This is a genomic window from Stenotrophomonas sp. STEN031, assembly GCF_056759975.1.
In genome coordinates this window covers 96,482-109,930 of record NZ_JBRREA010000008.1, presented here as the reverse complement: position 1 = coordinate 109,930, position 13,449 = coordinate 96,482, and the positions used below count along the sequence as shown (strand labels likewise).

The following is a 13,449-nucleotide window of genomic DNA, read 5'->3' as shown; positions in this document are numbered from 1 at the left end:
GTGCGTCCTTACTCGTCGGCCGGCTCAGTACCCAGCACGCCGGCTTCCTGGTACTGGAAGGCATCAGCGGCGTCCATCCGGATCCGTGCCGGCGGCTTGATCACACCGCCACGGAACCAGAACGGTGCCAGCACTTCGTATAGTGCAGATGCCGGCTCATGCAGCTGCGTGGCACCGGCCCGATTACCGGCCTGGGCTTCGCCGGTTTCCTGCAGCTGCGTGGCACCGGCCTGATGGCCGCCCCTGGCTTCGCCGGTTTCCTGCAGCTGCGTGACACCGGCCTGATTGCCGGCCTGGGCTTCACCGGATTCCTGCAGCTGCGTTGTACCAGCCTGATCGCCGGTCTGGGCCTCGCCGGATTCCTGCAGTTGCGTGACACCGGCCTGATTGCCGGCCTGGGCTTCGCCGGATTCCTGCAGCTGCGTGGTACCGGCCTGATCGCCGGCCTGGGCCTCGCCGGTTTCCTGCAGCTTCGCGGAGCCAGCCTGGTTACTGCTGGTGTCGGCGCTCTTCTTCGGCGTTGGCGCCGCAGCGTTTGTGGCCTTGGACATGTCGGGTTCCTTGCAGTGGAAATTGATAGGGCCGTCTCTCCGGCTGTCACGCCTGCATAAGGGGCGTTCCCCCCACGCAGCACTTCCTGTGCGCACGCGGAACCTCTCCCTAGACGTTCTTATGCCGGGTCCGCGCCTGCGTTCTGGATCAGGTAGCCGGCGACCATGCCGGTCAGCTGCGGCGTGCGGTTGTTGTTCACCGGGTGAATCCACGACTGGCGGTTTTCGTCGCGGTAGGCCTGGCGCACATTGGGCTGGCCACGCAGCGAGTACGTGTAGCCGTAGCTCGGCTTGGCGGCGCTGCGGCGGTTGCTGCCATTCGGCGGCGCGACATAGGCCAGGATCACGTCGGCACCCCAGACGTCGCCCAGGTCGTCGTCCTGGCCAGCCACTACGGCTTCGCCGATGGCGATATTCGGGATCTCCCACAGCGACTTGAGGATGTCGACGGTGAGCGTTTCTTTGCCCAGATGCTTGAGGTAGTCCTGGATTTTTGCGTTGGCCTTCAACGCAGAGAAAGCGCTGGCCGACAGCACCGCGGTGTTTGGGCGCACGCCAATCTTCGCGCGGACCGCCTCCTTGCCGACCTCGATGTTGGCCGTCGGATCGCCGGCCGCTCCACGCCAGCGCGACGTACCGACCAGAACCACCTTGTGGTCGTTGTCGTAGTTGGCGGCATTGCGGGCGACATCCGCACACTCGCATTCGTGTTCCAGCTCGAAGATATCGAGCGTCAAGTCCACGGCATCCTGGGATGCATCAATATGCGGTCCGGCAGCGGATTCCTGACCGATCTCATCCGGCACCACCGCCTCCAGCGCGGCATCGACGATGGCATAGGTGCCGGCTTCGTAGCCAAACTGGACCCGCTTGGTGGCTTCGCCAGGCGCGCGTTTGGTGTTGTAGCGCTTGAAGCCTTCCTTGCCGAACTTGGTCACCTTGCCGGCGCGCATGGCAACCTCAACGCGCGGGAACAAGATGGAGCCGATGTTGCCGGGCCGGACGTAACCGATGGCATGGGTGGTCAGGACGGGATCGACGATACGCGCCTGGCCGGTGGTCATCTGGGACATTGGATGCTCTCTCTAAGAAAGATGGAAAGACGCGGCAGCGAAGCGCTGCGGCTAGTTCTGGGTGATTACGGCGTTGGCGCCGGCGCGTTCTGAATCCAGAGCACCTCGACGCGGTCGCCGTCGGCGGTCGCGGCCTGAAGCGCCTGGGCCACGGCAATGCCGGCGGCCTTGGTGATCAGCTTTCCGTTTGCGCCAACCTGCAGGAAGGCACCCTTGGCAAAGGCCGCACCGGCAGTGGCGATGGTCGTGCCGAGTACGTCGGTGGGAACACGGTCACCGACAGCACCCTTGGTGTTGGTCACGCCGAAGGCATTGCCGCCTGCAGCTGGGTAAGCACCGCCAGCAGTAACAGCGCGCTCGGTCTCGAGCGCAACCGCCGCGATGACGGCCAGAGTGAGCAGGGAGATTTTCTGGGTCATGGTCATGCGCTCCTGGCGCTATGGAAGTGAAAAATGCGAGCGCTCGGGGCGATCAGCTGGATACCGCTTTGACTGCCACCATGTAGTCGGTGCCAGGATTTGCGCGCTGGAACGCCACGGCTTTGCTGTGCAGCTCCATGCGACCGGCGTCGGCCACGGTGCCTTCGGGCATTGCGAAGTCAGCAGTGGCCACGGTGCCGTTGTCATGGCCCCCCGACTTCTCTGCGAAGTCCACGCGCTTGGGCAGGTCGTTCAGGATGCTGCGCAGCAGCTCCGCCGCATCGTGATCGGTCGCGGCCTGGCCAACGGCCTCGGCAAAGTTGAGGACGGTGCCGGCCGGGAAAGCCAACAGCAGCTCGACGGCTGCCGGTACCTGGCGCGGAAGCAATTTTCCGACCGGCTCGCTGGCCAGGTGCTCGGCGAATGCAACAGCATCGGCACGACGAGCGGCGTTTTCGCGCTCCTTCAGGGCCTGCTCGCGCTTTTCCACATCAGCGTTGCGGATATCGATCTGGCGCTGCTGTTCGGCGAAGTCTGTGGCATCGCTGCCCTGAGTCTTCTGGGTCATGGTTTTCTCCGAGATGGTGTTGTTGGCCGCTTCAGCGAAAGCGGTGTGGGTGTCGTCGTCATCGGCAGTGGCCTCGGCGATGCCGTCAATGCACCACTGCGGGATCAGCTGTTCGGCCTTCTCGGTGCCGTCGCTCTCGATGGCGCGGTCACGTAGGCCCTGGAACAGACGTTTGAGGTAGTAACCCAGGCTGGTAATGCGGCGCGGCAATGGCATCGAGAACTCGATGGCGCCATCGCCTTCGGCAAACTGCGGCCGCTGCAGACCCTTCACCGCCGGAGGCTGTGCGCCGAGGAAGCCAATGTGACGCGGGTAGTAGTGGCCTGGCTTCGGGTTGCCGGGTGTGTCCGGCAAATACACAGACAGGCTGATTGCGCTGAAGCGTTCGTCATTCACCATTTCGGCGAACTGCGGATCTACCGCCTCGGGCACCGCGAACACCTCGCCACCGTCGCGGCTGAAGCTGCCGGCCCAGCCGAAAGCAGGGTCATCAGTTTTCGGGTGGCCGACAACAAGCGGTGCGCGTGACAGCTTCGGATCGTAGCTGGTGACCATGTCAGCGACATTCGCTTCGCTGAAGGTGTACTGCTTGCCGTCGGTCGCAGTGTGCGTGCCTGCACGGAAGACATGAAGATTGGCGGCGGGCTTGGGCTGGTTCATGCCGCCAGTTTCTAGTGCTCGGCGGCACCCATCTGCCAAACCATTTTGCCGTTATGCCATCCCGCGCGCGCGGGAAACTGCGCGCGCACGTCAAACGGTCATCGCATTCGGCGCAGCAAGCGCGCCAACGCGCTGTCAGACACCAAACAGGCATCTGTGATGCATGGATGCGCCGGGACGCATCCTACGGCGCCTCAAAACGCCGCACGTTCACTGCGCCTCGAATGCCTTGCCGAGGTGATCGGTGGCAATTGCCAGCAGCTCTTCCTCATCGTCCTTGGATACACCCAGCCAAGGACGTGCTGGCATCCTGACATCGTAGGCTTCAACCGTTGCCCACTTCTCATGATCCACGTCGTTGCTGCCAACGCGCGCAAAGACCTTCATACCGTTTGCTCGGTCCTTGCCGAAGGCGAGCTTGCGCGAATGTGCGGCACGCTGCGTGGTGCCGCCGAACTGGTGAATGGCGCCATAGGGCGCATTGGTACCGAGCAACAGCCCATCTGTATCAACCTGCCAGGCAAACTGGTCGCCGAGCATGTGGAAATCGAACTTCAGCATCGGCACGCCGGGACGCTTCTTCGCTTTCCACTTCGCGTAGTTCGGCGAGAGCGGGCGCCACTTGTTGCCGGCTGGGGTTTCCTCCCGTGCGGCGCGCTCACGCGTACTACGCATCAGGTACTCGCCCATCTGTCCGAGCATCAGTTCCCGCCCGTCGCCCTGCATCTGCACTAACAGACGTTTCAGGGCCGGGCTGGCGGTGTCCTTGGTGATTGCGATACGTGCTGTCATCAGGCGTATTCTCCGGTCAACCCATCGGGCGAGACGCCGCTGTCACGGCCACCGATCCTATGTCCGGGGTGACCAGTGCGGGGCAGCGTGCTGGTTTTTCATTGGTCGGCATTGCGGCCACGTCGATATAGCCGCACACCGACGCGCCAATCGTTCTCGGTCTGCTGCTCCCCTTGGAACGTTGCCACGCCCCACCAGCCGTCCGGCCCACGCTCGAACACGGCCAACGTAGGGGTTGTTTCGCCTTCAACCAGGATGCGCGCCACATACCGTCGGCGGATGACCATGCGGCCAAGAGTATCCATCCACTCTAGGCGCGCCCATATTTCGTCCGGCGCCTTCAATGCCTCTGCAAGAACTCGCATCCAGCGGCCTCGGCCGCGCTTATCCGCTTTGTATTCACCGCTGGGATCACGGAACAGCTGATCGGCTATCACCAGGCGTTCGCCAATCGCGTCGGTGAAGACCGCCGGCACATCAGCTGCCGCGCCAAACTCACCAAGGAATGCGGCCGCGTAATCGGCGGCACTCAACCCGGAAGGCAGCAACCGACTAGCAGGTACTGCTCTGGGAGCAGGCAAGTCACCAGGCGGCCGGCGATTAGGTAGGCCAGCACCGCCGGCGCTACCTGGAACAGGCGGATCAAGCTTCTCCGGCGGAACCTGCGATAGCAGGCGTGCGCGACCGGGCGCGTACTCGAAACCAGGATCGATGCCTTCGGGCACCGTGACGGTGCGCGGACCACCCGGGCTACGCTGGCCGATCACGACCTCGCTAAAGTCCATGTCAGGCGTCGGATCAGGCCCGGTCTTGCCCAGGCGCTTCATGTCCCGCTCGCTCAGCGACTCGGTGTAACACTGACAGCCCCAGCCGTTGGCGGGAAATATCACTTTCCAGATCGGATCATCCGCACGCCAGATCTTGTCGTTCCAGCCCTTATGTACCGGACGCGGGTGCATGACCGCATCGCTGTGCTTGTAGCGGATGTAGGGCATGGTCTTTGCCAGCGCCATCTGCTGTTCATAGCGGCCAGCGTTGTAGCTCTGCCGCATGTTGGTTTCATAGATGACGCGGCTGCGCCAGTTGCGGCCGCCGTTGTAGTCCCAGCCATGCTTGGCAACGATGTTGTCGAAATCAAGGCGGAAGTCATCGAGCGTCCGGCCTTCATCGATAGCGCGGCGAATCGCAGTCTGGAAATCGGACAGGATGTCATCGCGGTTGGCGCCGGCCACCATGAATGCCCAGTCATGCTCTTGGGCATAGACGTCCGTCCAGCCATTGGTTGGCAGCCGGATCTTGCGGCTGAAGAACTCGATCTGTTGCCGGAACGGCACCCGACCATAGGAAGCACCAGTGGCCACGTCTCAGCCCCTGCTGTCCGCACGGGCCTGCAGCACGTCTGCACGGCCGGCGAGTGCGGCAGCGGTGGATGCTTCGGCGAGAACCTGAGCATATTCGTCCAGGTCCATATCAGTGGACATTGCCAACAATCCCTCCTGCAGCTGCTCGAAGGTTTCGGCGTTCATCACCAAGGTACGGATCTGCTCGATCCACTCGCTGCCGATCGGCTGCAACTTACGGTCCAGCTGCCGAGCCAACGGTATGGTGGGGCTGAGGTCAGCCTCGCCCTCGGCGAAGCTGGCGCCATGTCGGTGCAGCAGCTGCACCACAGTGCGGCCAACGTCGGCGAAGTCAGCGCCAGCAATGGCGCTAGGTGTAGCTGCAAGATCAGGGGCAGACGATGCCTGGCGATCCACCCATTGGCCGCCATACTGCTCATGCACATAGGCCAGCTCGGGTTTGAATCCCCAGCTGTAAATCTTTCCGTCCCGCTCGGCGCGGGTGTTGAGATCCTCATCCTGCTCTGTCGCCCGCCAGACGCGCGGCAGCTCGGCGTCAGGGAAGTTCCAAGCCATCAGCTGAGGCACGACACGGTCGTTGAAGCTTGCACATACCAGGTCGGCATCGGCCTTCACGATGTCGTCCTTCACTTGGCCCTGCTGGTCTTCGTTGCCCAGCTTGCCCGGCGTGCCTTGGGTGGTCGCGGTCTGTCCGAGGGTCGCCTTCTGGATAGCGGCGTTCATGGTGTCATACAGGGACTTATAGTCTGCCGTGCCACTTCGCGATGCTTCCACCAAGCTCAGTTCCATACCCTTGGGGATGATGATGCCGCTGTCCTGGTGAATGGCACGCGTGGCGGCCAGAAGCTTGGCACGCTCGCCGTCAGTGGCGTCTGGATCGTACTTGCCAAGCCCGGTCGGCATCCCGAACTTCTCCAGGAAGGTCAGCCAGAACTTGATGCCGTTGCGCTTGAACAGGACTGGCCAATAGAGCCAGTGCGCCAGCCCCAGCCCGTAGGGCTCGTCGTCATGATCGGCGCCGGTGCAGAAGTCCCAGAAGTAGGGGCGCTCACAGGGAATGCCCTCGAACAAGCTGGCTTGGGTGAGCAGGCGCAGATCGCCATCTTTGCCGTAGCGAAACCGGCGCCGGTCGCGCACCTTGATCGCGCTGATGCCGATCTTGCCCTCGTCCACGCCGTAGACAATCTCGGCCACGGCATAGCCGTAGAACACGCCGAACAGCATTTTCTCGGTCACGTTGTCCCACTGGCGCTTTGCCAGCTGCTGTTGCAGCCACTGTGCCGCCTGCTTGTCGCGTCGCCGGTCACCGCCCGCGTCCACGCGCCATTCGCACTTCACGACAGCCGACTGACGCTGACCGAAGGTGGCCTTTACCTCTTCATCGCTACGCACCTGCTGATAGATAGACAGGTCACCGCCACGGTTGCGCAGCACGCTATCGAAGGGGGTCAGAAGTGGTCCGGCATAGCCCCTGGTGATGTCGATGCCATCGGCTGTCGTTGCGATCTCGCGGCCCAGCTCGGGGGCTTTGGTCATCAGTTCGTTCATGGTCACAGGAATCCTTCGAAATCGTTGCCGCCGCCCACGCTGCCGAAACCGTCGAAGCCAAGATCACCCACGCCGCCGCCCGTGAACGCACGCCGGCCGGCTGACTGGAACTCGATGGGAGCGGATGGGGATGCTGCGGCATGTACGCCCAATGCCAACGCCCAGAACCGGTCGGCGTGGCCATCGGGCGTGCGCTCGGCGGTGAAACGGATGTTGCCGGCGGCGGTGGTCTGTTTCGTGACGCTGCGCAGGTCCGACCGGATATTGGGGTCATACGGGATACGCAGGGTGCGATCTTGCATCTTGCCGCGCACGGGATAGGCCAGTGCTTCCTTCACCTTAGGAGTGAAGGTCACGGCCTCGACCCGGTGCTCGCCAAAACGGCGCTGGGCGTCGTCGCACCAACCGATGCCCAGGCCTGTGGCATCGATGCAAGTACGGCGACAACGGGAGATCCACGGCCACAGGATGGCCTCCTGCTCGGGCTTGGGCATGTTCTGCAGCGAGATCACCTCGCGGGTGTAGAGCACATCGCCCAAACGCTCGAAGATCCACATCACCGTCAGGTCGCGTTTGCGGCCAATGTCGATACCGGCATACAGCTCGGCGGGCGTACGCTCGATGAGGTTCCAGTTGGCATCCTGGGCGTATTCGCAGCTGGCGATCAGGTCATATTCGAGGAAGGCAACATCGTCGTCAGCCGGGACACACATGTATTCCTGCTGGAATGATTCTTCATCTACACAGCCCGCTTTGACGAACTCGAAGTACGCTGCCTCGTCCATCTCCTGGCGCTCGTCATCGTCGGGCAACTTCTGCTGCAGCTTGTAGAGCAGGCCCTCATTCAGGGCGTCTTCCAGCGTGACACGGTGCAGGCTGATTCCCTTCGGGTTGCCACCCTCGCGCACTTCGCGGATCAGCTGGTTGAAGAAGTTGTGGCTGCCACGGTGGGTGCTGAATACCTCCAGGCTGCCGCCCCAGGTGATGCCCGGATAGGCGATGGCCCACAGCTTCCTTGGATCTTTGTGCAGTGCAAACTCGTCCAGTACGCGGCCACCACGCTTACCTGCTTGGGCATCCGGGTTGGATGACATGCTGTGGATGCTGCGGCCATTGACGAAGTTCAGGTCGAAGCTGGTCTGTTTGCCATCAAGGACCTGCTCGCCGAAATCGCGGGCGCCCAGGGACAGCACATCAGCCCACAGCTTGCAGTCGTCGATGAACAATCGGGCCTGCATCTCATCACGGCTGCTGACCCACTGATCCAGCTTCGCCCCTTTGAGCGAAGTGCGGCGCACGCAGGCATAGGCCGAACACCAGGTCCAGCCGATCTGACGGGACTTCTCCGCCAGCTTCAGCCGGCTACGGTCGTTGATCCACTTCGTCTGCGACGGAAGGAAGGTGGCATTGCGATCTGCGGGAATACAGCGGGCGTTGCCCATCTCACACCACACCCTGCAAGCGTGCATCGATGGCAGCCAGGGTTTCCTCTGACACGCCCGCACCCGCCGCCAGCTTGCGCACGTCGGCTGCAGCAGCATCCATCTTGGCGCGGATCTCCACGGCCCATTTGTGCCGGTTGACGCTGGCACGGCTGAGCGTAGCCACGTGTTTGGCGGCGTTGCTGATAATTGCCACGCGTTCGCCCGGATCAAGGTCATCGTCCGTGGCTTCCTGCAGGCACAGCAGCGCTTCGAACATCTCGGTCTGCACCAGGCTGATGATGGCGTTGCTGCGGTCATCGGCATCATCCGGGGCCGCCGCGGCAATCAGCCGGGCGGCCTCGGTGCTGGCTTTTACCGCAGCCAACCGGCGCTCCAGCTTCTGGCCATAGGCACCGACGGTGGTCTTGCTGATCTCGAAGCCTTTCGCGGTCAGCCACTCGGCTAAGCCGATGTAGCCACCGAAGCCATTGTCGATTATCAGCGTGTCCAGCTCGCGGCGGATATCCTCCGGCAGCAGGTCGATCTTGCTCGGCGGCGGCACGTCACACCACCTTCGGAGGACGAGCAATGCCGGATTCGCAAGCGACGGTGTACTCCACGATGTCTACACCGTAGCGCGCCAGCTCGGCATGCCAGGAGCCGGTGTGCTGCCCGCCAATCTGCACCAAGCGGCGGCCAGCCAAGTAGTCCAGTTCCCGCCGTACCTCGCGCTGTGTGCTGTCCGTATACAACCCTTGGATGACACTGAGCAAAACATGCTCAGAAATACCTTCCGGCCGCGCGTAGTCCAGAGCGCGCAGTAGGTTCCAACGGATGGTTTCACGCCGGGTCTTCTCGAAATCAAGATTCACGCCTTGCCCCCTGGATCTTTACGAATTCCAATTCGGTAAACACCCGGTCCAGTTTGGCTTCCAGCACCGTCTGGCCTCGGATGTAGTCCTCCCGCCGGACGTATCTCTCCGGCAGCTCCGCCTTCAATTGCAAAAGGTCACGTTCAACGTTCTGGTATCCCTTTGCGTCCCTGGCGATCTCGGCAAGGCGGTCCTCCAACGACTGCGCGCCCCTCGACATTTCGGCAAGACGTGTTTCCAAGGACCGCTGGAACTGCGTAAGCAAGAGCTTTCCCAACGTCGTAAACAGCCCTGCCGCCATGATCAGCAGCGTGATCAGTTGCCAGATTTCAAAAGTCACCTTCACTTTTCCGCCTCCGGCGTATTGATACGGAAAGCCTGGCGCAAAAGGTGCGACTGTTGGCCCCCTAACTGGCCTGATCTGGAGGCGGGTTGGGATCTAGTAGCGGCGGCCGCTCTCGCACCTACGCTAAGAAAAGCGGAAGTTGCGCGGTCAGCATTGGCGCGGTCCAACACCGTCTGCCACTCAATCTCGCGCATCAAACCGTCATGCACGCACACCGCCGGTTGACCACTGGGCCACGCGCAATTCAATGCAGGCGCTGTCGGCGCCACAAGCGGCGCGGTCAGTGCCTCCGGAAGCGGCGCATACTCGACGACAGGAACTTCAACGATCTCAGCGGGCGGCGGGGTCGGGCGGACTGCCCCACAGGCCGTTAGCCAGAGCAGCGCAAACAGGCAGGCGGCGCAACGCATTGCAGTCTTCATCTTTGATTGCCTCGGTGTTTATCTTCTGGCGTCGCCGTTCGGCGGCAACTTCCAATTGGGCGATACGCTCGGCGCGGTCAGCCAGCTCTTGCTGGACGGCCTGCTCGATGCGGTTCCTCCGCTCGCGCTCTTCGCGCAGCGTTGCCTTGATCGTGGTCAGGGTTTGCGCCTGGGCGTTGGCGTGCATGAAAGTTGCATCGCGGTCTGCGACCAGCTGCCGGACCTCTCCATCCCTGGACTGGCGGCCAATGACCACGCCGCCACCAACCAAAGAGGCCAGCACCAGAACAACGCCAACGGCCTGACCGGCCGGGGTCATGGCGTTACCGCCCGCCGTGCGCGGCGCAGCCGGTACCAGGTGTAAATGCTTGCACCAGCAGCCACCAGCACCACGATTGCGATGATGGCGCGCAGCCAGCTGGGAAGCGCGCTGGTGGACTGGGCCACGGCATTGACTTGGGCGATGGCCGGTGTGAGCTGCTGGACCGGTGCGCTGGCCTGCTGCACAAGTTCCGCAATGGCCCCGGCACCTGAGGCCGTGGCCGCAGTGACAGCAGCAACCGGCACCGCCTTGGGTACCGCCATGAGCGGTTCGGCGCCGGGCTTGACCACCCCGGCCAAGCGCAGGCCCTCCTCGATCACCTCAGATGCATAGGGCTGCTGCCCGTTCTCATGCCGAATGATGGCCTCGACAATAGGGCGAAGGCGTCGGTATTCGTGCAGGTTCACGAAGTCATTGGGCGTTACGCATGCGCCCTGGACAGCTTCGCTGATGCAGGTTTCGCGGGCTACGTTCTTGGCATATGAATCCGTGTCGTTCTCGACCGGCGGCGCCCATCGCCCAATGATCTTGGTTATCGTGTCCAGCCCGTGCCGGTCGTAGTAGTTGACCAGAAGGGCTGCGAGCGCACGGATGCCCCACGCCGGAGAGGTGAACACCTCGAAGCGCTTCTCTGCGCGCTGCTCGGGTGTCATGCGTTCGCGCGGCATAGTCCCCTGCCACTTATTGGCTGGATTGCGTTCGATGTTGCCCGGGTTGTTATTGCGAATGCCGCGTGGCATGCCCATGACCATCTCCTGAAATAAAGATGACCGGTGGGCAGACGAGGACGGGTGCCCACCGGTCTGGTGCGCCCCACACGCACCGAACCGATGTGCCAACTTTCCGACGAGATGAAATCTGTCTCTGCCAAACCATTTTGCCGCCATGCCTCACGCGCGCGCGGGAGAGTGGCCCCCTAATCCGGAGGCGCAATGGATAACCAGCACAGAAAAATCAACGGCTACCGCGAACTGTCGCAGCAGGAGATTGATGGTATGAACGCCCTCAAGGCCAAGGGCAATGAAATCGGACGATTGCTCGAAGAGCTGAAAGAACTACCGGGCATTGACCAGCGAGCCTTGGCTATTGCCAGGACGGAACTGCAAACTGGCCTCATGTGGGCCGTGCGTTCCATCGCTCAGCCGGCATCGTTCTGACGGCTGCAACAGCAAGAAGGCCGCCTCATGGGCGGCCTTCCATTTACTGAGCTACGAGCCGGATAGGCGCGGACCTCTGCGAATAACGATATCGGTTTCACCGCGGGTCACACATGACTTGGCCATGCCATAGGAGTCAAATCGACGCGCTTCCACCGCGCACTGTCGTGCCAGTAATTCACTGGTTTGATGCGCTTCCAGCCATGCGCGCGCCTCAGCCTCGTTTGCCTCACAGTTTGCATACAACTCTGGCTTGTCGGCACTTCGTTGCCGATTTTTTTCGCACTGCTTCCCGATGTTGATCCGTGGCAGGGCAACAATCGCATTACCGAAGGACTCCCCCGTTGCCGGAATGCAGGCTGCCCACAGGCCAGCAAAGAAACCCTGATTGCTGAAGTCACCGGGTGAGGCGTCCCTGATCATTACGTGATCGCCCACGACGAAGAAGGGCTGGAAGCCAACGTAGCCACCATAGGAGTTCTTCGAGTTCACCCAGCCGCAGACCATGCCACCTTTTTCGGCCTTCAGCAGATCGGTATAGCGGGCGCTCTCAGCATCTTTCAGTTTCATCGCAACCTTTGCCTTTGCTGATGCGATATCGGGATCTTCAGTTAATGCATACACCTGCGACGCAAAAGTGGTAAGCAACATCGCAATCACAAGCTTCTTCATGCCTCTCTCCCTGTCATGTTTGCAGGCTGCGCCTGCCGCACGGCAACGTAGCGCTCAATTGCAGCCTCGATGATCTCTGGCTTATTCCACAAATTACCGAGCATCACATCGCGGATGAGCTCCCCCTTTTGCAAATCATCCGTTAGCTCCAGAGATCGACGGGTGCATTCTTTGAGTGCATCCATGCGGTCTTCTAGAGCGGATTGCCGCTCATCGATTGATTTGCCTGTAAGGATGTAGGACACATCCCACCCGGCCCGCGCCAGAGCGTCCAGTACGTCACTCCCTGGCTTTGCGCGCCCCCGCTCGTATCTGCCCCACATCTCGCGCGAAACGCCGCAAAGCGAAGCGGCATCGACCTGGCTGAGCTGTCGGGTTTTTCGCTGTTCCGCTAGGCGAGAACTAAAGTCCACAGAAATTCCTATTTTTGGCTTGACAATGAGAACGATAGTTCCCATAGTTCGCCCACGTTACCCACATTTGCCCGCAAGAGTACCGCACCCAATGACGTCCCAACGATTGCGCACCCCGGAGCAGGTACGCCGGTGGTTTGCCGAGAACGGCATCAGCCAAGCCGAGTGGTCACGCAAAAACGGCTTCAGCCATTGCGTTGTTCGCGACCTCCTTCGCGGAAAGCGCCGCGGTCTTCGCGGGGAAGCCCATCGCGCCGCCATTGCTCTCCGCCTCAAACCCGAACCGAAGGACACCCAACTGTGAACGTCGCTCGCCTCTTGCGCCGCTTCGACGCGGCTGCCCACGAACAAACCCTGGCCGAAGTGATCCGGCTGGCCGAAGAAAATGAGCACCTGCGCATCGAGCTCTCGCGTGCTGAAGAAGCCGCCGAAGCTTGGAGGAATGACGCCCTGTCGATGATGGATGCGCAGTGCGTCGCCACCGGCGCCACGCCCGGTATCACCCAGTCCGGGGCGCTGGTGCTGGTGCCGAAGGTGCTGGCCGCATGAGCACGAAATCCATCTTCGCCCGCCTGCTTTTCGGGCTGGCAGGCCATAGCTACCGAGGCCTCCGCTTGAAGCAGATCGCCGAGGGCATTGGTGAGTCCGAGCCCACGACGCTGCGCAACCTTCAGAACATGGAGGCCGACGGCCTGGTCGAGCGCGCCCCACTGGATGACAAGTGCTGGCGACTGACGCCGCGCGTGGTCCAGATATCCATCGCCCACTCCCACGAAGTGCTGCGCGAAGAACAGGCACTCCAAGAGTTCAAACAGCGGTACAGCCGCACCCCCAACTGATCGAGGAACG

19 protein-coding genes are annotated in these 13,449 nt (G+C 62.0%); 4 read left to right on the top strand and 15 right to left on the bottom strand.

The window, feature by feature from the left end; genetic code table 11:
• Positions 1-8: 8 nt before the first annotated feature.
• From ACVOLQ_RS05750 to ACVOLQ_RS05690, 13 genes are all read right to left on the bottom strand, one after another.
• Positions 9-551, bottom strand: a complete 543-nt coding sequence (locus ACVOLQ_RS05750; protein ID WP_481527415.1) for a hypothetical protein — start codon at positions 549-551, stop codon at positions 9-11.
• A gap of 119 nt (positions 552-670) precedes the next feature.
• Positions 671-1,624 (bottom strand): major capsid protein, encoded by a 954-nt coding sequence (locus ACVOLQ_RS05745; RefSeq protein ID WP_481527414.1) that lies wholly within the window; start codon positions 1,622-1,624, stop codon positions 671-673.
• Positions 1,625-1,689: 65 nt separating this feature from the next.
• The gene (locus ACVOLQ_RS05740; RefSeq protein ID WP_481527413.1) at positions 1,690-2,043 is read right to left on the bottom strand and encodes a capsid cement protein; all 354 of its coding nucleotides are present in this window, start codon (positions 2,041-2,043) and stop codon (positions 1,690-1,692) included.
• A gap of 52 nt (positions 2,044-2,095) precedes the next feature.
• A complete protein-coding gene (locus ACVOLQ_RS05735) occupies positions 2,096-3,271 on the bottom strand; it encodes a hypothetical protein (RefSeq protein ID WP_481527412.1) in 1,176 nt (391 codons plus the stop codon).
• Positions 3,272-3,481: 210 nt separating this feature from the next.
• The gene (locus ACVOLQ_RS05730; RefSeq protein WP_481527411.1) at positions 3,482-4,063 is read right to left on the bottom strand and encodes a phage virion morphogenesis protein; all 582 of its coding nucleotides are present in this window, start codon (positions 4,061-4,063) and stop codon (positions 3,482-3,484) included.
• Between the two features lie 98 nt (positions 4,064-4,161).
• On the bottom strand, positions 4,162-5,424 hold the full coding sequence (locus ACVOLQ_RS05725) for a PBECR2 nuclease fold domain-containing protein (protein WP_481527410.1): 1,263 nt from the start codon (positions 5,422-5,424) through the stop codon (positions 4,162-4,164).
• A gap of 3 nt (positions 5,425-5,427) precedes the next feature.
• Entirely contained in the window at positions 5,428-6,972 is a 1,545-nt protein-coding gene (locus ACVOLQ_RS05720) for a DUF935 domain-containing protein (RefSeq protein WP_481527409.1), read from the bottom strand.
• A 2-nt stretch (positions 6,973-6,974) separates the two neighbouring features.
• Positions 6,975-8,414 (bottom strand): phage terminase large subunit family protein, encoded by a 1,440-nt coding sequence (locus tag ACVOLQ_RS05715; protein WP_481527408.1) that lies wholly within the window; start codon positions 8,412-8,414, stop codon positions 6,975-6,977.
• A 1-nt stretch (position 8,415) separates the two neighbouring features.
• Positions 8,416-8,958 (bottom strand): DUF3486 family protein, encoded by a 543-nt coding sequence (locus ACVOLQ_RS05710; protein WP_481527407.1) that lies wholly within the window; start codon positions 8,956-8,958, stop codon positions 8,416-8,418.
• Position 8,959: 1 nt separating this feature from the next.
• The gene (locus ACVOLQ_RS05705) at positions 8,960-9,268 is read right to left on the bottom strand and encodes a hypothetical protein (protein WP_481527406.1); all 309 of its coding nucleotides are present in this window, start codon (positions 9,266-9,268) and stop codon (positions 8,960-8,962) included.
• Positions 9,258-9,608, bottom strand: a complete 351-nt coding sequence (locus tag ACVOLQ_RS05700) for a hypothetical protein (protein WP_481527405.1) — start codon at positions 9,606-9,608, stop codon at positions 9,258-9,260. Before ACVOLQ_RS05700 ends, ACVOLQ_RS05705 begins: the two co-directional genes overlap by 11 nt.
• A gap of 336 nt (positions 9,609-9,944) precedes the next feature.
• Complete coding sequence (locus tag ACVOLQ_RS05695; protein WP_481527404.1) at positions 9,945-10,355, bottom strand: hypothetical protein; 411 nt, start codon at positions 10,353-10,355, stop codon at positions 9,945-9,947.
• Positions 10,352-11,104 (bottom strand): hypothetical protein, encoded by a 753-nt coding sequence (locus ACVOLQ_RS05690; protein ID WP_481527403.1) that lies wholly within the window; start codon positions 11,102-11,104, stop codon positions 10,352-10,354. The genes ACVOLQ_RS05695 and ACVOLQ_RS05690 overlap by 4 nt, the downstream gene beginning before the upstream one ends.
• A gap of 186 nt (positions 11,105-11,290) precedes the next feature.
• Between ACVOLQ_RS05690 and ACVOLQ_RS05685 the strand changes: the two genes are divergently transcribed.
• The gene (locus ACVOLQ_RS05685; protein WP_481527402.1) at positions 11,291-11,515 is read left to right on the top strand and encodes an Acb2/Tad1 domain-containing protein; all 225 of its coding nucleotides are present in this window, start codon (positions 11,291-11,293) and stop codon (positions 11,513-11,515) included.
• A gap of 51 nt (positions 11,516-11,566) precedes the next feature.
• Here the strand turns inward: ACVOLQ_RS05685 and ACVOLQ_RS05680 are convergent, their stop codons facing one another.
• Complete coding sequence (locus ACVOLQ_RS05680; protein WP_481527401.1) at positions 11,567-12,187, bottom strand: hypothetical protein; 621 nt, start codon at positions 12,185-12,187, stop codon at positions 11,567-11,569.
• The gene (locus tag ACVOLQ_RS05675) at positions 12,184-12,645 is read right to left on the bottom strand and encodes a helix-turn-helix domain-containing protein (protein WP_481527400.1); all 462 of its coding nucleotides are present in this window, start codon (positions 12,643-12,645) and stop codon (positions 12,184-12,186) included. The genes ACVOLQ_RS05680 and ACVOLQ_RS05675 overlap by 4 nt, the downstream gene beginning before the upstream one ends.
• A 46-nt stretch (positions 12,646-12,691) precedes the next feature.
• Between ACVOLQ_RS05675 and ACVOLQ_RS05670 the strand changes: the two genes are divergently transcribed.
• The 3 genes from ACVOLQ_RS05670 to ACVOLQ_RS05660 are packed head-to-tail and all read left to right on the top strand — an operon-like array spanning position 12,692 to position 13,439.
• Complete coding sequence (locus tag ACVOLQ_RS05670; RefSeq protein ID WP_481527399.1) at positions 12,692-12,904, top strand: DNA-binding protein; 213 nt, start codon at positions 12,692-12,694, stop codon at positions 12,902-12,904.
• Positions 12,901-13,149, top strand: coding sequence for a hypothetical protein (locus tag ACVOLQ_RS05665; RefSeq protein ID WP_481527398.1), 249 nt, complete (start codon positions 12,901-12,903; stop codon positions 13,147-13,149). The genes ACVOLQ_RS05670 and ACVOLQ_RS05665 overlap by 4 nt, the downstream gene beginning before the upstream one ends.
• Entirely contained in the window at positions 13,146-13,439 is a 294-nt protein-coding gene (locus ACVOLQ_RS05660; protein ID WP_481527397.1) for a helix-turn-helix domain-containing protein, read from the top strand. The genes ACVOLQ_RS05665 and ACVOLQ_RS05660 overlap by 4 nt, the downstream gene beginning before the upstream one ends.
• The last annotated feature ends 10 nt before the right edge of the window (positions 13,440-13,449 follow it).